Origin of the sequence: Streptomyces sp. AcH 505, from assembly GCF_000818175.1 — a bacterium.
Taxonomy (GTDB): domain Bacteria; phylum Actinomycetota; class Actinomycetes; order Streptomycetales; family Streptomycetaceae; genus Streptomyces.
The window spans coordinates 5784890-5804520 of the sequence record NZ_JTIY01000001.1; the positions used below are offsets into that span (position 1 = coordinate 5784890).

The window sequence follows — 19631 nt, forward strand, 5'->3', positions numbered from 1 at the left end:
CCCGCGGTGAGCGAGCCGATCCGGGCGCCGCCGGTGGTCGCGACGGCCGGCAGCAGCGCGGCGTCGAGGCCGAGCAGCGCCAGCAGCTCCGGGTCGTACGCGCCGGTGGCCGTGGAGTACCAGTTGGTGCCCGAGGCGTCACCGGGGTCGGTGACGGCCGTGCCGGCCAGCCGCTCGGTGAGGAAGTCGTGGGGGAGCCGGACCGCCGCCGTCGCCTCGGCGACGGCGGGGTCGTTCTCGCGCAGCCACTGCCACTTCGTGGCGGTGATCGAGGCGACGGGCGCCGAACCTGTGCGTGCCGCCCAGGCGGCGGCGCCGCCCAGCGCCTCGGTGAGCGCCGCTGCCTGCGGGGCGGAGCGGGTGTCGTTCCACAGCATCGCCGGACGCAGCGGCCGTCCCGTACGGTCCAGCACCACCAGTCCGTGCTGCTGGCCGGCGACGGCGATACCGGTCACAGCCGAGGCGTCGACACCGGACTCCTTGAGCCCCGCGGTGACGGCCTCGCGCAGCGCGCTCCACCACACCTCGGGGTCGGTCTCGCGCGCGCCGCCCTCGCCGGTGACGCGGTGCGAGGCGCGCCCGACGGCGAGCAGCTTGCCGGTCTCGACGTCGGTGAACGCCGCCTTGGTCGACTGGGTGGAGCTGTCGACGCCGATCACGACCGGGCTCCGCGACATGGACGTACCTCTTCCTGACCGGCTGTGGAACACAGTTTTGGACGTGGGAAAAACAAATTACGCGATGGGGCGCCGCACCGGAACCGGGGCGGCGATCATTGACTCTCCGTGGTCCTGCCCGTGCATGTTCGACCGGTCGGACACAGATGAGCGCGAACGGGGGCTTTTGCGTACCGGGGGCGCCGTGCCATATTAGTCATGTCAGGAAACAAAAGGTCGGCACGTGCCGGACCTTGAGGTGTCGAAGGCGGCCAGAGATGACGGATAGCTTCACCCCCACCCCCGAGGACAAGTTCAGCTTCGGCCTGTGGACCGTGGGCTGGCAGGGCAAGGACCCCTTCGGTGACGCCACGCGCCCGGCCCTGGACCCGGTCGAGTCCGTGAAGCGCCTCGCCGAGCTGGGGTCGTGGGGGGTCACCTTCCACGACGACGACCTCATCCCGTTCGGCTCGACCGACGCGGAGCGCGAGGCGCACATCAAGCGGTTCCGGCAGGCGACCGAAGAGACCGGCATCACGGTGGAGATGGTCACCACCAACCTCTTCACGCACCCCGTGTTCAAGGACGGCGGCTTCACCGCCAACGACCGTGACGTGCGCCGCTACGCGCTGCGCAAGGTCCTGCGCAACGTCGACCTCGCCGCCGAGCTGGGCGCCAAGACCTTCGTCGCCTGGGGCGGCAGGGAAGGCGCCGAGTCGGGCGGTGCCAAGGACGTGCGCCTCGCGCTCGACCGGATGAAGGAAGCCTTCGACCTGCTCGCCGAGTACGTCACGGAGCAGGGTTACGACATCAAGTTCGCCATCGAGCCGAAGCCCAACGAGCCGCGCGGCGACATCCTGCTGCCCACCGTCGGCCACGCCATCGCCTTCATCGACCGCCTCGCGCGCCCCGAGCTGTTCGGCGTCAACCCGGAGGTCGGGCACGAGCAGATGGCCGGGCTCAACTTCCAGCACGGCATCGCGCAGGCGCTGTGGTCGGGCAAGCTCTTCCACATCGACCTCAACGGCCAGCACGGCACCCGCTACGACCAGGACCTGCGCTTCGGCGCCGGTGATCTGCGCGCCGCCTTCTGGCTCGTGGACCTGCTGGAGAGCGCGGGCTGGGAAGGCGCGCGGCACTTCGACTTCAAGCCGCCGCGCACCGAGGACTTCGACGGGGTGTGGGCGTCGGCCGCCGGCTGCATGCGCAACTACCTGATCCTCAAGGAGCGCGCCGCCGCGTTCCGCGCCGACCCGCAGGTCCAGGAGGCGCTGCGGGCAGCGCGCCTGGACGAGCTGGCCCAGCCCACGGCGGCCGACGGAGTGGCGGCGCTGCTCGCCGACCGCGCCGCCTTCGAGGACTTCGACGTCGACGCCGCCGCCGAGCGCGGCATGGCGTTCGAGGCGCTCGACCAGCTCGCCATGGACCACCTGCTCGGCGCCCGCTGACCCGTCCGCCTTCCGGGCAGACGCGTTCGCGAGGGTGCCGTTCGGCCCGGGCAGCCCCGCTGCCCGGGCCTCCGGCTGCCCGCGCTCACGCGGCTGTCAGCGGTTCGCCTCGCGCCGTACGTAGGCCACCGGGTCGGCCAGGACGGCCCGTACGACCAGGGCGGCCGCGCCGCGCGCAGCGTCGCCCGCCGACGAGGAGGCGCGCAGCCGGCCGCTGTCGCGCGGCCACAGGCCCGAGACCACCCGGGCCGTCAGCTCCCGGTCGGCCGAGGGCGACAGCCAGGGCATCAACTCGCGGTAGATCCCGCCGAGTACGACCGCGTCAGGGTCGAAGAGATTCACCGCGCCCGACAGGACGCGGCCCAGCATCGTGCCCGCCTGCTCGACGGCGGCCACCGCCCGCGCGTCACCGCCGCGCGCTTTGCGCTCCAGCTCCGCGACGCCCGGCACCCCGGAGTTCTCGTCCATGCCGGCCGCCCGCAGCAGCGCCGACTGGCCCGCGTACTGCTCAAGACAGCCGCGCGAACCGCAACGGCACAGCGGGCCCTCGGAGTCGACGACGACATGGCCGATCTCCCCGGCGAAGCCGTGCGCGCCGCGGAGCAGTTCACCGTCGAGGACCAGCGCGCCGCCGACGCCGATCTCACCGGTCAGATACAGGAACGAGCGCAACGGGCCGAGGCCGCCGAACCACAGCTCGGCCAGCGCGGCCAGATTGGCCTCGTTCTCCGAACTCACCGGCAGCACGGGCTGTTCCGGCTGCAGTTCGGCCAGGGCGCGCGCGAACAGCTCCTCGGCGGGCACCCGGTTCCAGCCGAGGTTGGGGGCCTGCCGGACCGTACCGCCCGACACCAGCCCCGGCAGCGCCAGTTGGACCCCCACGGGCAGCAAGTCCTGCTCGGCGGCGGACTCCAGGGTGCGCGCGGCGATACGGGCGCCACGGGCCAGCACCTCGGCGGGCAGCGCACCCCTGTTGTCGATGTGCTCGGTGAGCCGGACCCGGTCGGTGCCGGACAGATCGACGACACACACCGACACGTAGTCGATGTTGATCTCGACACCGATCCCGGCCGGCCCGGAACGGGTCACCTTCAGCACCGTGCCAGGCCGGCCCGCCTGTCCGCTGAACGTCTTGCCGGACTCGGAGAGGAAGCCGCTCTCCAGCAACTGCTCGACCAGGGACGACACCGCGGCCCTGGTCAGTCCCACGCGCGCGGCGACCCCGGCCCTGGTCGCCTCGCCCTCGTCCCGTACCGCGCGCAGCACAAGGCTCAGATTGTGCCGGCGCACTGTCTCTTTGTCCGCTTTGGGGCCGAGGGATGTGTGGTTGTTGTTCATGTCGCTGACGAGCCTATGTGATCGGCGTTGCGCGCAGGGGGTGTCCTGGCAGGTCCGCCCCACGACGGAGGCCGCGGGGCACCCGTCCGTCGCGCCGTGACGACCGCCGGTTCATCCGGCGGGGAGCGCCGATCCGGCCGTCCGGCCCGGCGCGAACAGCCGCTGCGCCGCCACCGCCGCCCCGCCCCTCGCCCACGCCTCGAAGGGCAGCGGGCGCACCACCAGATCGCAGTCGGCCGCCGTGCCGAACGCCTGGGCGCCGAAGGCCCGCCGGATCTCGTCGCTGAACAGGTCGTACGAGGCGACGCCCTCACCGGAGATGATGATGCGCTCGGGTCCGAAGAGGTTGGCCACCGACGCTATGGCGAGACCCAGCGCCCTGCCCGCCCGGGTGAAGACCCGGCGGGCCGCCTCGTCGCCGTTGTGGGCGAGGCGGGTGGCGTCGGCCAGGGTGAGCGCGGTGTCCCCGGTCTCCTCCCTGACCTGGTCGACGATCGCCTGGGCCGAGGCGATGGCCTCCACACAGCCGGTGTTGCCGCAGGTGCAGACCCGGTCGGAGCCGCCCACCGGCAGATGGCCGATCTCGCCGGACACCCCGTGCGCGCCGGAGACCACATGGCCGTTGATCGAGATTCCGCAGCCGATTCCCGCGCCGACGGTGACCAGGGCGAACGAGGAGAGTCCCGCTCCCGAGCCGAACCACTGCTCGGCCACCGTCAGCGCCCGTACGTCGTTGTCGATGACGGTCGCGATGCCCGTCGCGCTCTCCACCAGGGCGGCGAGCTGCACACCGCGCCAGTCCAGGAACGGTGAGTACCGTACGGCCCCGGTGTGCCCGTCGACATCGCCCGAGATGGTCACACCGACGCTGTGCACCTCGGGCGCGTGCTCCCCGCCGGGCTCGGCGGCGAGCTTTCCCACCAGCCGTGCGATGGCCCGCACGACCGTGCCGACGTCCCGGGAGCCGAGGGTGACCCGGCGGGTGGCGAGCTGGGTCGCCGTCAGGTCGGCCAGGACGCCGATCAGCTCGTCGGCGGTGACCTTGACGCCGACGAACCGCGCCCGGTCGGGCCGGACGGCGACGAGCGTGGCCGGCCTGCCCGGCTGCCGTTCCCCGACGGGCTGGCCGATCTCGGTGATCCAGCCGTCGGCGAGCAGCGGGGTGGAGACCTTGGTGACGGCTCCGGACGACAGCCCGGTCCTGCGGCCGAGTTCGGCCCGGGTCAGCGGCCCCTGCGTCAACAGGGTCTGGAACACCAGGGCGGCGGCGGGTGGCTGCTGGGAGAGACTCACGGTCGGAATATTACCTTCTCAGGGCAGGTAATGGACCGCGATTGCGACCATTCACGCTCCGACCAGCCGTAAATCCGCCGCAAACAGTGGTGGTCAATATATTGACCCTGGAAGGAAACCCTGACTAGGGTCGCGGCGCTCCCCCTCACTCAGGGAGCCACGGAACAGCCGCGACGAAGCGGCGAAATGGAGCAGCCATGGCACTGTCAGCTCGCACTGCGCCGCCCGGCCTCAAGGCCGTACGCGGGCCCCTGGGCCGCCGCTCGCAGCGGCCGGGCGCCGTGGCCACCCACCGGCGCGGCGACGCGAAGCTGGCGTGGCTGCTCATCACCCCGGCCGTCGTCGGGTTCCTGGTCTTCTTCGCGTACCCCACCGTGCGCGGCCTCTACTTCAGCTTCACCACGTTCCACATCCTCACCCCGGCGAAGTGGGTGGGCCTCGCCAACTTCCGCGAGCTGATCCACGACAGCGTCTTCTGGCACTCGCTGGGCGTCACCGCCTACTTCGTCGCGGTCTCCGTCGTCCTCGGGGTGCTCTTCTCGCTGATCACCGCCGTCGTACTGCACCGGCTGACCAACTCCACCGTGATCCGGGGCCTGATCATCCTGCCGTTCCTGATCTCGGGCGTGGTCGCCGCCCTGGTCTGGCAGTGGATGCTCGACCCGCAGCTCGGCATCATCAGCGCGCTGATCGAGAAGGTCACCGGGCAGCATCTGCTGTTCTTCGGCGACAGCCACTGGGCGGTGCCCTCGCTCGCCGCGATCAGCATCTGGAAGTCCATGGGCTACAACGCCGTACTCATCTTCGCCGGGCTGCAGACCATCCCGCCGACGGTCTACGAGGCGGGCCGGCTCGACGGGGCGAGCGAGATGCAGATGTTCCGCAGGCTGACGGTGCCGCTGCTGCGGCCGATCCTGGTCATGGTGGTGATCCTGACCGTCATCGGATCCTTCCAGGTCTTCGACATCGTGCAGGTCACGACCAAGGGCGGCCCGGCCAACGCCTCCAACGTGCTCCAGATGTACATCTACGAGAAAGCCTTCGGGGAACTGGACTTCGGCTACGCCTCGACGATGTCGCTGGCGCTGTTCGTGATGCTCATCGCGATCACCTTCACCCAGATGCGGCTGGCCCGCGCCAACGAATCCGACCTGAGCTGAGGAGCCGGACCATGTCCACCCTGTCGTCATCCGCCACGACAGCCGGGCCGCGCCCGGCAGCGGGAGCGCGCCCGCGATTCTCCCCCGGCAAGGCCGTCGCCTGGATCTATGTCGTCGTCGTGCTCGTCGTCACCATCTTCCCGTTCTACTGGATCCTGCGGACGGCCTTCTCCAACAACGTGGCCCTGCCCACGGATCCGTCGTCCCTGCTCCCCGTCGACTTCACCGTCGGCGCCTTCAAACGGGCCCTCGGCCTCGCTTCGACCGCCGAGGCCCAGTCGCAGGGCGGCTCGGGCGCCTCCCTCGACACCGCGCTCTACCTGCGCAACTCGATCGTCTACGCCACCGTCCAGACCGCGCTGGTCGTCTTCTTCTCTGCGATGGCCGCCTACGCCTTCTCCCGGCTGCGCTGGAAGGGCCGTGACGCGGTCTTCACGGTCCTGCTCTGCGCGCTGATGGTGCCCGGGATCCTCACCCTGCTGCCGAACTTCGTGCTCGTACGCAACCTCGGGCTGATGGACTCGTTCGCCGGACTGATCCTGCCGGGCGCCCTGTTCTCCGCGTTCAACGTCTTCTTCCTGCGGCAGTTCATGCTCGGGCTCTCCACCGAGATCGAGGAGGCCGCGATCGTGGACGGCGCCTCCCGGATGCGGATCTTCTTCAAGATCACCCTGCCGATGACGGCCGCCCCGATCGCGACGCTCTCCCTGCTGACGTTCATCAACACCTGGAACGACTATTTCTGGCCCCTGCTGGTCACCAACGGCGAGCACGCCAGGCCGCTGACCCTCGCCCTCGGCGTCTTCAAGCAGTCGTCCCCGCAGGCCGCGCCCGACTGGGCCGGGCTGATGGCGGCGACCCTCATCGCCGCCCTGCCGATGCTCGTGCTGTTCATGGTCTTCGGCCGCCGCATCGTCAACTCCATCGGCTTCACCGGCCTGAAGTAGGAAGTACGGACCCATGTACGGACCCATATTTGGATCTGTGAAACCCGTCAGCACCCCCGACGATCTGCGGCTCCACTGGGCACGGCCCGCCGCCGACTGGCACGAGGCGGCGCCCGTCGGCAACGGCAGGCTCGGTGCCATGGTCTTCGGCGGCGTCGAAACCGCCAGGATCCAGCTCAACGACTCGACCCTCTGGTCCGGCACCCCCGAAGGCCCGGCGCAGGCCCTGGACGCGGTGCGCGCCGCCGGTGCGGGACCCGAACGGTTCGCCGAGATCCGCGCCGCCGTCACGGCGGGCGACCACCCGCGCGCCGAAGCCCTGGTGATGTCCTTCGAAGGCGACTACACCCAGGAGTTCCTGCCCTTCGCCGACCTCACCATGAGGCTCGAAGCGGCGGAGCCCGGCAGCTTCACGGGCCGCACCCTCAACCTCGACAACGGTGTCGTCGAGGAGGAGATCCGGTACGGCGCCCGGACCCTGCGCCGACAGACCTGGGCCGACCGGCCCGCCGGCGCCCTCTGCGTCGAGATCGCCGTGACGGACGGTCAGGTCGACCTGGCCCTGGATCTCGGCAGCCCGCTGCGCGAACTCCACCGCGAGACGGGGGAGTCGGGCATCCTCATCGGTGTGGCCGTCCCGGTCGACGGCGCGCCGCTGCACGAGGAGGCCGTGGCCCAACCGTTGCGGTACGCCGACGAGTCGACGTCCGAGGGCCCCGAGCGCGCGGGCTACGACCCGTACGCGGCGCTCGCCGTCCGTGTCGACACCGACGGCGACGTCACGGCGCGGGACGGCGGTTGGGCCGTGCGCGGAATGACCCGCGCACTGATCACCGTCGCCTCCTCCACGGCGGGCGCCGACTTCTGGTCCCGTACGCACACCCCCGGCCAGGACGGCAGGACCCGCGCCGGCCACCGCGCGCACGCGGCCACCCGGGCCGAACTTGCCCTCGCCCAGGGCGCCGAGCAGCTTATGACGGAGCATCAGTGGGATCTGCGCGCACTGCTCGGCGCCACCTCGCTGCGCGTCGGGCAGCGCGGGAGCGGCACCTTCGACGTCGAGCGCGATCTCCTCTCCGGCGCGGACGACGCGCTCGCCGCCACCGTGATGTTCCAGCTCGGCCGCTATCTGCTGGCCTCCGCTTCACGCGCGGGCGCGGGCCCGCCCGCCAACCTCCAGGGCATTTGGAACGCAGAACTGCGGCCGCCCTGGTCGTCCAACTACACCGTCAACATCAACACGGAGATGAACTACTGGGCCGCCGAGGTGACCGGACTCGGTGACTGCCATCTGCCGCTGTTCGACCTGCTGGACCGGGCGGCGGAGAACGGCGCCCCGGTCGCCCGTGAGCTGTACGCGGCCCGTGGCTGGGTCACCCACCACAACACCGACATGTGGGGCTGGTCCCTGCCGGTCGGCGGGCAACACGGCAACCCTTCTTGGGCATTCTGGTTGATGGGCGGTGCCTGGCTGGTCCAACACGTCTGGGACCGCTACGACTTCACCCGCGACGCGGACTTTCTGCGCGAGCGCGGCTGGCCGCTGCTGAGCGGCCAGGCGGCCTTCTGTCTCGACTGGCTGGTCGAGGGCGACGACGGACAGCTCGACACCCTCCCCTCGACCTCGCCCGAGAACCTCTTCCGCTCGGCCGCCGGCACCCCCGCGTCCCTGACCCGCTCGACCACCATGGACATGGGCCTGATCAGGGCCCTGTTCGAGCGCTGTCTCGCCGCGGCCGACGTGCTCGCCATCGACGACCCGCTCTGTACGGAGATCAGGGCGGCGCTGCCCCGGCTGCGCACCCCCGCCGTCACCGAGGGCGGCTGGCTCCAGGAGTGGGCGACCGACCTGCCCGAGGTCGACCCGGCGCACCGGCACATGTCACAGCTGGTCACCGTCTACCCGCTCGGCCAGATCGATCCGGACACCACCCCCGAACTCGCCGCGGCGGCCCGCACGGTGCTCGACCGGCGCGGGCCGGGCGCGATGGGCTGGTCCTGGGCGTGGAAGATCGCGCTGCGCGCCCGCCTCGGCGACGGCGACATCGCCAGGGACCTCTTCCTGGAAGCCGTACGCCCGCTGTCGTACGACCCGGCGGAACACGCCCCGGTCGACGGCTCGCGGTGGGGCGGTCTGCTGCCGAACCTCTTCAGCAGCCATCCGCCCTTCCAGATCGACGGGAACTTCGGCTTCACCGCCGCCCTCGCCGAACTCGTCGTGCAGAGCCACGGCGAGACAATCACCCTGCTTCCCGCCCTGCCCGCGCGGTGGGCGGTGGGACAGGCGCGCGGGCTGCGCTGCCGGGGCGGCCTGGAGACCGACCTCGACTGGCAGGACGGCACGCTCACTTCGGTGACCGTCCGCCGGATCTCCGGCGACGGGACGGCCCCGGTACGGCTGCGCCACGGGGACGCGCTGGTCTCGGTCCGGATCGCGGCCGGCCAGGAGATCGTCCTCGACGGGAAGCTGGCGCCCGCATGCTGAGCGACCTGGACCTGCCGGGGCTGCACGCGTACCGCAGCGGCTACCGGGAACCCGAGGGCTTCGACGCGTTCTGGGACGCCACGCTCACCGAGGCGCGCGCGGCGGGCGGCGATCCGGTGCTGACGCCCGTCCGCACCGAACTGCGCACGGTCGAGGTGTACGACCTGGTCTTCGCCGGTTACGGCGGGCACCCCGTGCACGCCTGGCTGCGGCTGCCCGCCGAGCGCGGGGGCCCGCTGCCCGCCGTCGTGCAGTTCCACGGGTACGGCAGCGGCCGGGGCGGCCCGTACGACGACCTGGTGTGGGCCAGTGCCGGTTACGCGCACCTGCTGATGGACACGCGCGGCCAGGGCGGCGCGCACGCGGGCGGCGACACCGCCGACCCGGTCGGCAGCGGCCCGGCGTACCCGGGCTTCCTCACCCGGGGCGTGGAGGACAAGGAGACGTATTACTACCGGCGGGTCTTCACCGACGCGGTCCGCGCGATCGACGCGGTACGCACCCTGGACACCGTCAACCCCGCGCGGGTCGCTGTCACCGGCAACAGCCAGGGCGCGGGCATCGCGCTCGCCGCCGCCGGTCTGGTGCCGGACCTGGCGGCCGGACACTTCCAGGCGCCGTTCCTGACCGACATCCGCCGCGCGCTCGCCGTCACCGGCACCTTCCCCTATGCCGAACTCACCGGCTACCTCGGCGCGCGCCGGCATGCCGCGGACGCCGTCCTCAGCACGCTCGGCTACTTCGACGGCGTCGGCTTCGCCCGCAGGGCCCAGGCGCCCGGCCACTTCTCCACCGGGCTGATGGACGACATCTGCCCGCCGTCCACCGCCTTCGGCGCCTACCACGCCTACCGGGGGCCCAAGTCGATCCGTACGTGGGAGTTCAACGGACACGAGGCGGGCGGCGCGCAGGACGTGGCCGACGCGCTCGCCGCCTTCCGCTCCGCACCGGCCCAGGAAATCGAGGAACGATGACGATCCGGTTCACACGACGCGTACGGGCCAAGCTCACCGCCGGCCTGGTCCTCTCGGCGACCGCCGCACTGCTCAGCGGCTGCGGCGCGGACGCGGGTCCGGCGGGCCGGACCACACTCAACTGGTGGACCTGGGACGACAAACAGGCGGCCGGCTACCAGGAGTGCGCGACCGCCTTCGAGGCGGCCAACCCCGGGGTCACGGTGAAGATCTCGCAGTACGACAGTGCGGACTACTTCACCAAACTGCTGGCGGGCTTCGTCGCGGGCACCGCGCCGGACGCGTTCATGAACAGCGTCCAGTACCTCCAGCAGTACGCCTCGCTGAAGCAGCTGATGCCGCTGGACGAGCTGATGAAGAAGACCCACTTCGACATCGGCAAGTTCTCGGTCGGTGTGGACGCGTGGAAGTACACCGACGGCAAGCAGTACGGACTGCCCATGGACTGGGCGTCCGCCGCGCTCTACTTCAACGAGGACATGCTGAAGAAGGCCGGCTACACCGCCGCCGACGTCAGGGCGCTCAACTGGAACCCGGACGACGGCGGTACGTTCCAGAAGATGATCGCCCATCTGACCGTCGACAAGAAGGGCGTGCGCGGCGACCAGCCGGGCTTCGACAAGAAGCACGTCAAGACCTACGGCATCGGGACGATGGCCACGAAGGACTTCACGGGCCAGACCACCTGGAGCCCGTTCGTCTCGTCGCTCGGCTGGCGGCTCGGTGACAAGCCGTCCTGGCCAGGCAAGTTCGACTACGCCGACCCGCGCTTCGTGCGGACGATGAACTACTTCCGGCAGCTCACGGACCGTGGATTCGCCCCGAAGGACGGCGAGTTCGCCTCGGCGGGCAACACCCCCAGCGGTACGGACATGATCGGCTCGGGCAAGGTGGCGATCTACCCGGGCGGCTCCTGGGAGGCCACCCAGTTCGCCCAGCTCCCGAAGCTCAAGGTCGGTATCTCGCCGAACGTGGCGGGCCCCGGCGGCAAGCGCGGCACGAGCAGCAACTCCAACGGGAACGTCATCTGGACCGGCACCAAGCACCCCGCGCTGACCTGGAAGTGGGTCTCCTACATGGGTTCGGAGGCGTGCCAGTCCAAGGCGTCGGCGTCCGGCAGCTTCTTCCCCTCCATCCCGGCTTCCATGGACGCTTCGGCCAGGTCCATGGCGACGAAGGGGGTCGACCTGTCGGTCTTCATCAAGGCGGAGAAGGACGGTGAACTCCTGGCCTACCCGCCCTACGCGAACGGCACGGCCATCGGCTCGGTGCTGGAGCCGATGTTCCAGAACTTCTTCGCGCACGACGCGAACGACGAGATATTCAAGGACATGACCCAGCAGACCAAGAAGCTCCTGGCCGTGAAGGACTAGGCCTTGTCCGCTGATTCGAAAGGACCCACCGCATGACCCGCACCACCGCGCGGATCGCCCATCTGCGCGCGGCCGGAGTGAGCTTCGCCGTCGAGCTGACCGGGCCGCTGCCCCGCGTACTGCACTGGGGCGCGGACCTCGGCCCCCTGACGGACGACGACCTCGCGGCGCTCAGCCGCACCGCCGAAGGCGTCGTCCTCAACAACGCGCCAGACTCCGTACGGCAGTTCACCGTCTGGCCGACCGAGGCCGAGAACTGGTCCGGCACCCCCGCCCACCAGGGCCACCGGGGCGGCGTCGCGACCACCCCCCGGCTGCGGCTGGTCGACGCGCACGAGAGCGCGGGCGAGCTGGTGCTCCAACTCGCCGACGACGTCAGCGAACTCGACATCACGCTCGGCTACCTGCTGGAGCCCTCCGGGGTGCTGAGCGTACGGACCGAACTCACCAGGCAGGTCCTGACGGGCGGTCAGGACGCCACCCCGTACGACCTGGCCGGGGTGACCACGCTGCTGCCGCTGCCCGCACGGGCCGTCGAGATCCTCGACTTCACCGGCAAGTGGTGCCGCGAGCGGGCACCCCAGCGCGGCACCCTCGCGCACGGCAGCCATGTCAGGGAGGTGCGCCGGGGCAAGCCGGGACAGGACGCGCCCCATCTGCTCACCGTCGGGATGCCGGGCTTCGGCTTCCGCACCGGTGAGGTGTGGGGCCTGCATGTGGCCTGGAGCGGCAACCAGCGCTGGCTGGCCGAGCGTTCACCGGAAGGCGCCGGGGTGCACGGCGCGGTCCTCGGCGGCGGCGAGTCCCTCGCCCCCGGCGAGATCCGTCTCGCACCGGGGGAGCGCTACACGGCGCCCGTCTGCCACTTCGTCTGGTCGGACCAGGGCCTCGACGCGCTCGCCGACCGGTTCCACGCCCTGCTCAGGGCCCGTCCCCAGCACCCGGTGACGCCGCGCCCGCTCACCCTGAACACCTGGGAGGCGGTCTACTTCGACCACCGTGTCGACCGGCTGCTGGAACTCACCGAGCGGGCGGCGGACATCGGGGTGGAACGGCTCGTCCTGGACGACGGCTGGTTCACCGGCCGCCGCGACGACACGGCGGGACTCGGCGACTGGGCCGTGGACCCCGAGGTGTGGCCCGGCGGACTCGGACCGCTGGCCGACCGGGTGCACGGCCACGGCATGCAGTTCGGCCTCTGGGTCGAACCCGAGATGGTCAACCTCGACTCGCGGCTGGCCACCGAGCACCCCGAGTGGATCCTCGGCCCGTCCGTGGGCCTCGGCCCGAGCGCGCGCCATCAGTACGTACTGAACCTGGCGCACGACGACGCCTTCGCTCATCTCCTCACATCGCTGGACGAGTTGGTCACCCGCTACCGGATCGACTACCTCAAATGGGACCACAACCGCGATCTGCACGAAGCGGTCGGCCGAGGTCCCGGCGGTCAGGACCGGCCGGGTGTGCACGCCCAGACCGAGGCCGCCTACCGGCTGCTGGACGCGCTCAAGGAGCGCCACCCCCGGCTGGAGATCGAAAGCTGCTCGTCCGGCGGGGCCAGGGTCGACCTCGGCATCCTCGCCCGCACCGACCGGGTCTGGGCGTCCGACTGCAACGACCCGGTCGAGCGCCAGTCGGTGCAGCGCTGGACCGGCCAGCTGCTGCCGCCCGAGCTGATCGGCACCCATGTCGGCGGCCCCCGCAGCCACACCACGGGCCGGGTGACCGACGCGTCGTTCCGTCAGCTCACCGCGCTCTTCGGGCACGCGGGGATCGAGGACGACCTGACCGCCCGCACACCGGAGGAACTGACCGCGCTGCGCCGCTGGGTGGCGCTGTACAAGGAGGTACGGGCGCTGCTGCACAGCGGCCGCGTGGTCCGCGCCGACCTGGCGGACGACGCCGTGCTGCTGCACGGCGTGGTCGCGGCCGACGGCGGCTCGGCGCTCTACTGCTGGGCCAGGACCGGGACGTCGGGCGACGGCCAGTCGGGCAGGACCCGGCTGCCCGGCCTCGACCCGGCGGCGCGCTACGAGATACGGGTCCGCGACGACGCGGGCCTGCCGGTGGCCCACCAGGTGTCGGGCCCCGCGTGGTACACCGCCGCACTCGACGGCTGGGTCACCCTGCCCGGCGCCGTGCTCGCCGGCGCCGGGGTGCCGCTGCCCACGCTGGCCCCCGCGCAGGCCCTGCTCTTCGAGGTCCGGCGCGTACAGCCCTGAACGACGGCTCTGAACGGCAGGAGCCCGGAACGGCAGCTCTGAACGACAGGCCTGAACGCACGAAATCGCGAGTCGTGAGGTGATCACCATGAATACCGACAACCACCGCCCCCGCAGCAGGGAAGCGGTTCCCCACACCGAGGGCTGGACGCTGCGGCACGAAGGGGAGGCGCTGCCCGCCCAGGTGCCGGGCTGTGTCCACACCGACCTGCTCGCGGCGGGCCGGATCCCCGACCCGTTCATCGGACGGAACGAACTCGACGTCGACTGGGTGGGCCGCACCGACTGGGAGTACGAGACGACGCTCGGCGCGCGCGACACGGCGCACGAGCGGACCGACCTGGTCTTCGAAGGGCTGGACACGGCCGCCGAGATCAGCGTCGGCGGCGAGGTGATCGGCCGCACGGCCAACATGCACCGCGGCTACCGGTTCGACATCACCGGCCGGTACGCGGCCGGCGGCGCTGCGACCCCGGTCTCCGTACGGTTCACCTCGGCCTACACCGCGGCCGACGCCGTCAGGGAACAGATCGGGGCGCGCCGTGAGGCGTATCCCGAGGCGGCGCCCTTCATCCGCAAGATGGCCTGCGCCTTCGGCTGGGACTGGGGACCGATCCTGGTCACCGCGGGCATCTGGAAGGACGTACGGCTCGACCACTGGTCCACGGCGCGGCTGGACCGGGTACGCCCGCTGGTCACCGTCGAGGGATCCGCGGGGCGGGTGGAGATCCGGCTCGACGTGGAGCGCACCGACCGGGCGGCGGGCCGTACGCTCACCGCCACCGTCCGGGTCGGCGGCCAGGAGGTCTCCGGGAGCTTCGACGGGGACGCGGCGACGGTGACCGCCGTCGTACCGGACGTCGACCTGTGGTGGCCCAACGGCCATGGCGCGCAGCCGCTGTACGACTGCGAGGTCACCCTGCACGACGAGGACGGCGCCGCCCTCGACCGGTGGTCGCGCCGCGTCGGCTTCCGTACCGTCGAGATCGACACCTCGGCCGACGCGCACGGCAGCGGCTTCACGTTCGTCGTCAACGGCGAGCGGCTGTTCGTCCGCGGCGTGAACTGGATCCCGGAGGACATCTTCCCCTCCCGGGTGACGACGGAGCGCTACCGCGAGCGCCTGAGCCAGGCCGCCGAGGCCCATGTGGACCTGGTACGCGTCTGGGGCGGCGGTATCTACGAGCGTGACGACTTCTACGACGTCTGCGACGAACTGGGCCTGATGGTCTGGCAGGACTTCCTCTTCGCCTGCGCCGCCTACCCGGAGGAGCAGCCGCTGCGCTCCGAGATCGAGGCGGAGGCACGGGAGAACGTCGCGCGGCTCATGCCGCACGCCAGTCTGGTGCTGTGGAACGGCAACAACGAGAACCTGTGGGCGTTCCGGGACTGGGGCTGGGAGGAGCGGCTGGCGGGCGACTCCTGGGGCGAGGGCTACTACCTGGGACTGCTGCCGCGGGTGGTCGCCGACACCGACCCGACCCGGCCGTACTGGGCCGGCAGCCCCTGGTCGGGGTCGTGGGACCACCAACCCAACGACCCGGCGCACGGCGTCACGCACTCCTGGGACGTCTGGAACGTCGCCGACTACACCGACTACCTCGACGAAGTCCCGCGCTTCGTCGCGGAGTTCGGCTGGCAGGCGCCGCCCGCACACGCGACGCTGCGGCGCGCCCTGCCCGGGGAGGAACTGCGCCCGGACTCACCGGGGATGCTGCACCACCAGAAGGCGTCCGACGGCAACGGCAAGCTGGAGCGCGGTCTCGCCCGGCACTTCGAGATCCCGGAAGACTTCGACCGCTGGCACTACCTGATGCAGGTCAACCAGGTGCGCGCGGTGGCCACGGGCGTCGAACACTGGCGCTCGCACTGGCCGTTGAGCGCGGGCGCCGTTGTCTGGCAGCTCAACGACTGCTGGCCGGTGACCTCGTGGGCGGCCGTCGACGGCGACGCCAGGCTGAAACCGCTCTGGTACGAGCTGCGCAGGCTCTACGCCGACCGGCTGCTGACCGTACAACTCAGGGAAGGACGACCGGCCGTCCACGCCGTCAACCAGTCGGCGCGGCCGTGGCACGCCGAGGTGGAGCTGCGGCGGATGTCGGCGGCGGGCGACGTGCTCGGCCGGGAGCGGGTGACGCTGGTCGCCGAAGCACGTACGGTCGCGAACGCGCCGGTGCCGGACGCGCTGCTGCCCGACGCGGCTTCCGGGGAGGAGTACCTCGTCGCGGACGCGGACGGACTGCGCGCCCTGCACGTACCGGTCCGCGACCTCGCGTTCCGCTACCCCGTGCCGGAGTACGAGGTGACGCTGGCGCCCGACGACGGTACGGGAGAGGGCGTGGGCGTCGTGATCACCGCGCGCACGCTGCTGCGGGACCTGCTGCTCCAGGCGGACAGGCTCGCCCCTGCGGCCGTGGCCGACCAGGGGCTGCTGACGCTGCTGCCGGGCGAGAGCGTGACGGTACGGGTACGGAACTGGGAGAGCCCGGACGCCGCGGTGGCACGCGCGGCGCTGTTCGTACTCGGTCAGCCCTGACAGCCCTGACAGCCCTGACAGCCCTGACAGCCCTGACGGCCTTGGCGGCTCTGCCCGGGCCGGGAGAGCCGGCCGGGAGAGGCGGTCAGCGAGGGGTCGGTACGGTGCGCGGGACCTGCGAGTCCCAGGCGGGCGCCGTGCCGGCCAGCTGGCACACCATGAGGTAGAAGGGGATCGGCGGCGTGTACGGCGTCGGGTCGTCCGGCCAGTGGATCAGCCGGGGGCGCGCCGCCGGCACGCTGGTCCCCTCCACGTAGCGGGCGGGCTCGGGCCAGGCCAGCTCCAGGTCGGAGCCGGCGGGGACGATCCACCACCACCAGTCCGCGTCGGCGAAGACACAGCCGCTGCGCGGCAACCGGGCCATCAGCCGGAAACCGTGCCGGGCCGGGACGCCCACCGCGTCACAGCCCAGCGAGGCCGGGAGAGTGGCCGGCAGCGGAAGCTGCACCCGGCCGGCGTGCTCGGCGCGCAGGCCCTGGGTGAAGCGGTGCAGCGCGGTCCTCAGCACGGGGCCTCCGTCTCCTTCTCCGGTGAGAGCTCGGCCCAGACGACACGCCCGGGTCCGTATCCGGATGTGTCGTGCGCTCCCCAGCAGCTGCACATCGAATCGACAAGAAAGAGTCCCCGTCCGCCCTCGTCCTCGGCCGCGCGGTGCAGCTGGGGGCCGGTCGGTCCGTAACCCTGGTCCTCGACCGCTATCCGCAGCCGCCCCTGCTCCTCGCGTATCTCGCAGATGACGTGGTCGCCGGCGGCGTGCACCACGGCGTTGGTGACCAGCTCCGACACCACCAGGACGGCGGTCTCACAGGTCTCCTCGGCCACCTCCCACCGGCGTAGCCGGTCCTGGGTCAGTTTTCTAGCACGGCTTACCGACTCCGCACGGGCGGGCAACTCGAATCCGTAGCGTCGGACAACGTTGCCAGGGCACACGGTGATCAGCTGGGGGGTGAGCGCGTTACCAGGTGCCACGACCGATTCCTAACGGTGGGGAAGCGACTGCTGCGCGTGACGCCTCTCCCACGGCACAGCGCGACAATCGCGTGAACTGGTTCACTCATCCACTCTCCACCCGTCGGGGACACTTGGCAAGTGGCACTCTGAAAATTCCAGAGTGCCGTGTTCTTCGTCGTGGAGTCATGGCAGACTGCTGCCAATCGTGCGTGGGGAGGTCTCCAAAGTGAGTGAACCGCGGTCAGCCCCGACCGTGGGTCAGGTCGTGCTCGGCAGACGTCTGCAGGACCTGCGCGAGCGGTCCGGCCTGAAACGCGAAGAGGCCGCCAAGCTGCTCCGCGTGGCGCCGGCCACGATCCGCAGGATGGAGACGGCCGAGGTCACGCTGAAGATCCCGTACGTACAGGTGCTGCTCAGGGCCTACGGGGTCGCTCAGGAGGAGTCGGACGCGTTCGTCGACCTCACGGAGGAGGCGAACAAGCCCGGCTGGTGGCAGCGCTTCCACGACATCCTGCCGGACTGGTTCAGCATGTATGTCAGCCTGGAGGGCGCCGCATCCCTCCTGCGGGCCTACGAACCGCACTTCGTTCCCGGGCTGCTCCAGACGGAGGGGTACGCCAGGTCCGTCATGCACGCGGGGGCCGTGGGGCAGGCCCAGCCGGCGGAGATGGAACGGCACGTGGCACTCCGGATGGAGCGCCAGTCGCTGCTCACCCGGGAGGACGCACCGAGATTCTGGGTGGTCATGGACGAGACGGTGCTGCGCCGGCCCGTCGGTGACGACCCGGACATCATGCTGGAGCAGATCGACCGGCTGCTCGAAGCCGCCGACCTGCCCAATGTGACGCTACAGATCGCGGAATTCGCGAGCGGGCACCATCCCGGCACCTACGGGCCGTTCGTGATCTTCCGTTTCGCTGTACCAGAACTTCCGGACATGGTCTTCAGCGAGTACCTGACGGGCGCGGTCTATCTCGACGCACGCCCGGAGGTGGCCACTCACCTGGAGGTCATGGACCGGATGGCGGCGCAGGCCGCGACTGCACAACGCACGAAGGAGATCCTCAAGGATGTCCGCAAGGAGCTGTGAATGGATCCCATATACAACGGCATGCCCGCCACCGACCTTGGCGCCGATGGCTGGCACAAGCCGTGGAGCGGCGGCAACGGCGGCAACTGCATCGAGGCCATGAAGCTGGCCGACGGCAGAGTCGCGGTGCGTCAGTCGGCCGACCCTGAAGGCCCCGCACTGATCTACACGACCGGCGAGATCGAGGCCTTCATCCAGGGGGCCAAGTCAGGGCAGGCGGACTTCCTGCTGACCTGATCCGCAGCCACTCCTGTTCCGCAGATCCTGCCCACAGACCCTGAGACTCATGGAGCGCGCATGACCGGGCACCTCCCCATCGACACCAGCAAGCCGCATCCGGCCCGGGTGTACGACTGGCTCCTCGGCGGGCGGGACAACTATCCCGTCGACGAGGAGATGGGGCGGCAGCTGCTCACCCTGGACTCCAGGGCGCACGAGATGGCCAAGGTCAACCGGGGCTTCATGCACCGCGCCACCCGCTGGCTCGGTACCACCGGCGGAGTACGGCAGTATCTGGACATCGGGACGGGTATCCCGACCCAACCGAATCTCCATCAGATCGCCCAGGAGGTCGCCCCCGATTCCCGTGTCGTCTACACCGACAACGACCCGATAGTCCTCCGGCACGCAGAGGCGCTGCTCCGCAGCACCCAGGAGGGTGCCACGGAGTACGTCCAGGCCGACGCCCGCGAACCCGATGCCATCATCGAGGCCGCGGCCGGGATCCTGGACTTCGACAGGCCTGTCGCCCTGTCGCTCGTCGCGCTGCTGCACTTCGTCTCCGACGAGGACGGCGCGCACGACCTGGTGCGGCGACTGCTCGAACCGCTGTCTCCGGGCAGCTATCTCGTCCTTTCCCACGCAACGGGGGACTTCACCCCGGACAGCGCGGAACAGGCCCGCTCCCTGTACGAGAACCGGGGCCTCACGCTGGCCCTGCGCTCTCGTGACGAGTTCGCCGAGTTCTTCACCGGACTCGAACTCGTGGAGCCGGGCGTCGCGTTGGCCGAGCGGTGGCGTCCGGATCCGGGAGAGGCCACCTCCGCACCCGGCGGCGAACCGATACCGGGCTACGCGGGCGTGGCACGCAAACCATAGAGAGAACGGGTGGGGTACGCGTGCGGTGCCGCAGCACTTTTCAGGTGCGCTGCGGCATCG

Annotated in this window: 16 protein-coding genes; 11 read left to right on the forward strand and 5 right to left on the reverse strand. The window is 70.9% G+C overall.

The annotated features are described in order from the left end of the window. A partial coding sequence (locus HY68_RS25920) for an FGGY family carbohydrate kinase (RefSeq protein ID WP_241778684.1) occupies window positions 1-677 on the reverse strand: 677 nt, incomplete at its 3' end. Window positions 678-934: 257 nt separating this feature from the next. Between HY68_RS25920 and xylA the strand changes: the two genes are divergently transcribed. Then, the gene (gene xylA, locus HY68_RS25925; protein WP_041992967.1) at window positions 935-2104 is read left to right on the forward strand and encodes a xylose isomerase; all 1170 of its coding nucleotides are present in this window, start codon (window positions 935-937) and stop codon (window positions 2102-2104) included. A 96-nt stretch (window positions 2105-2200) separates the two neighbouring features. On the opposite strand, the gene HY68_RS25930 is transcribed toward xylA, so the two are convergent. Both HY68_RS25930 and HY68_RS25935 read right to left on the reverse strand, forming a co-directional pair. Beyond that, window positions 2201-3442: an ROK family protein gene (locus tag HY68_RS25930; RefSeq protein ID WP_041992970.1), complete on the reverse strand. Its 1242-nt coding sequence runs from the start codon at window positions 3440-3442 to the stop codon at window positions 2201-2203. Window positions 3443-3553: 111 nt separating this feature from the next. After that, complete coding sequence (locus HY68_RS25935) at window positions 3554-4735, reverse strand: ROK family transcriptional regulator (protein ID WP_041992973.1); 1182 nt, start codon at window positions 4733-4735, stop codon at window positions 3554-3556. Between the two features lie 197 nt (window positions 4736-4932). Between HY68_RS25935 and HY68_RS25940 the strand changes: the two genes are divergently transcribed. The 7 genes from HY68_RS25940 (at window position 4933) to HY68_RS25970 (ending at window position 16432) form a co-directional block, all read left to right on the forward strand. Further along, on the forward strand, window positions 4933-5895 hold the full coding sequence (locus HY68_RS25940; protein ID WP_041992975.1) for a sugar ABC transporter permease: 963 nt from the start codon (window positions 4933-4935) through the stop codon (window positions 5893-5895). Between the two features lie 11 nt (window positions 5896-5906). Beyond that, window positions 5907-6842, forward strand: coding sequence for a carbohydrate ABC transporter permease (locus HY68_RS25945; RefSeq protein ID WP_078863786.1), 936 nt, complete (start codon window positions 5907-5909; stop codon window positions 6840-6842). A 37-nt stretch (window positions 6843-6879) separates the two neighbouring features. After that, window positions 6880-9327 (forward strand): glycoside hydrolase N-terminal domain-containing protein, encoded by a 2448-nt coding sequence (locus HY68_RS25950; RefSeq protein ID WP_241778685.1) that lies wholly within the window; start codon window positions 6880-6882, stop codon window positions 9325-9327. Next, the gene (locus HY68_RS25955) at window positions 9321-10301 is read left to right on the forward strand and encodes an acetylxylan esterase (protein WP_041992983.1); all 981 of its coding nucleotides are present in this window, start codon (window positions 9321-9323) and stop codon (window positions 10299-10301) included. The genes HY68_RS25950 and HY68_RS25955 overlap by 7 nt, the downstream gene beginning before the upstream one ends. After that, window positions 10298-11674, forward strand: coding sequence for a sugar ABC transporter substrate-binding protein (locus HY68_RS25960; RefSeq protein WP_041992986.1), 1377 nt, complete (start codon window positions 10298-10300; stop codon window positions 11672-11674). Before HY68_RS25955 ends, HY68_RS25960 begins: the two co-directional genes overlap by 4 nt. Window positions 11675-11706: 32 nt before the next feature. Then, complete coding sequence (locus HY68_RS25965) at window positions 11707-13896, forward strand: alpha-galactosidase (protein ID WP_041992990.1); 2190 nt, start codon at window positions 11707-11709, stop codon at window positions 13894-13896. 88 nt (window positions 13897-13984) lie between these two features. Then, complete coding sequence (locus HY68_RS25970; RefSeq protein WP_041997182.1) at window positions 13985-16432, forward strand: glycoside hydrolase family 2 protein; 2448 nt, start codon at window positions 13985-13987, stop codon at window positions 16430-16432. A gap of 85 nt (window positions 16433-16517) precedes the next feature. Here HY68_RS25970 and HY68_RS25975 read toward each other — a convergent pair whose 3' ends face one another. Together HY68_RS25975 and HY68_RS25980 are read right to left on the reverse strand one after the other, a co-directional pair. Beyond that, entirely contained in the window at window positions 16518-16940 is a 423-nt protein-coding gene (locus HY68_RS25975; protein ID WP_041992993.1) for a hypothetical protein, read from the reverse strand. Then, on the reverse strand, window positions 16934-17401 hold the full coding sequence (locus HY68_RS25980; RefSeq protein ID WP_041992996.1) for an ATP-binding protein: 468 nt from the start codon (window positions 17399-17401) through the stop codon (window positions 16934-16936). The genes HY68_RS25975 and HY68_RS25980 overlap by 7 nt, the downstream gene beginning before the upstream one ends. Before the next feature lie 208 nt (window positions 17402-17609). Between HY68_RS25980 and HY68_RS25985 the strand changes: the two genes are divergently transcribed. Genes HY68_RS25985 through HY68_RS25995 form a run of 3 tightly spaced genes read left to right on the forward strand, consistent with a single transcriptional unit; the run spans window position 17610 to window position 19571 of the window. Further along, window positions 17610-18473, forward strand: a complete 864-nt coding sequence (locus HY68_RS25985; protein WP_041992999.1) for a helix-turn-helix transcriptional regulator — start codon at window positions 17610-17612, stop codon at window positions 18471-18473. After that, window positions 18474-18710 carry a DUF397 domain-containing protein gene (locus HY68_RS25990; RefSeq protein WP_041993002.1) on the forward strand — a complete coding sequence of 79 codons (237 nt, stop codon included), beginning with the start codon at window positions 18474-18476 and terminating at the stop codon, window positions 18708-18710. It abuts the gene before it with no gap. 60 nt (window positions 18711-18770) lie between these two features. After that, window positions 18771-19571: an SAM-dependent methyltransferase gene (locus HY68_RS25995; protein WP_041993005.1), complete on the forward strand. Its 801-nt coding sequence runs from the start codon at window positions 18771-18773 to the stop codon at window positions 19569-19571. Window positions 19572-19631 lie beyond the last annotated feature (60 nt).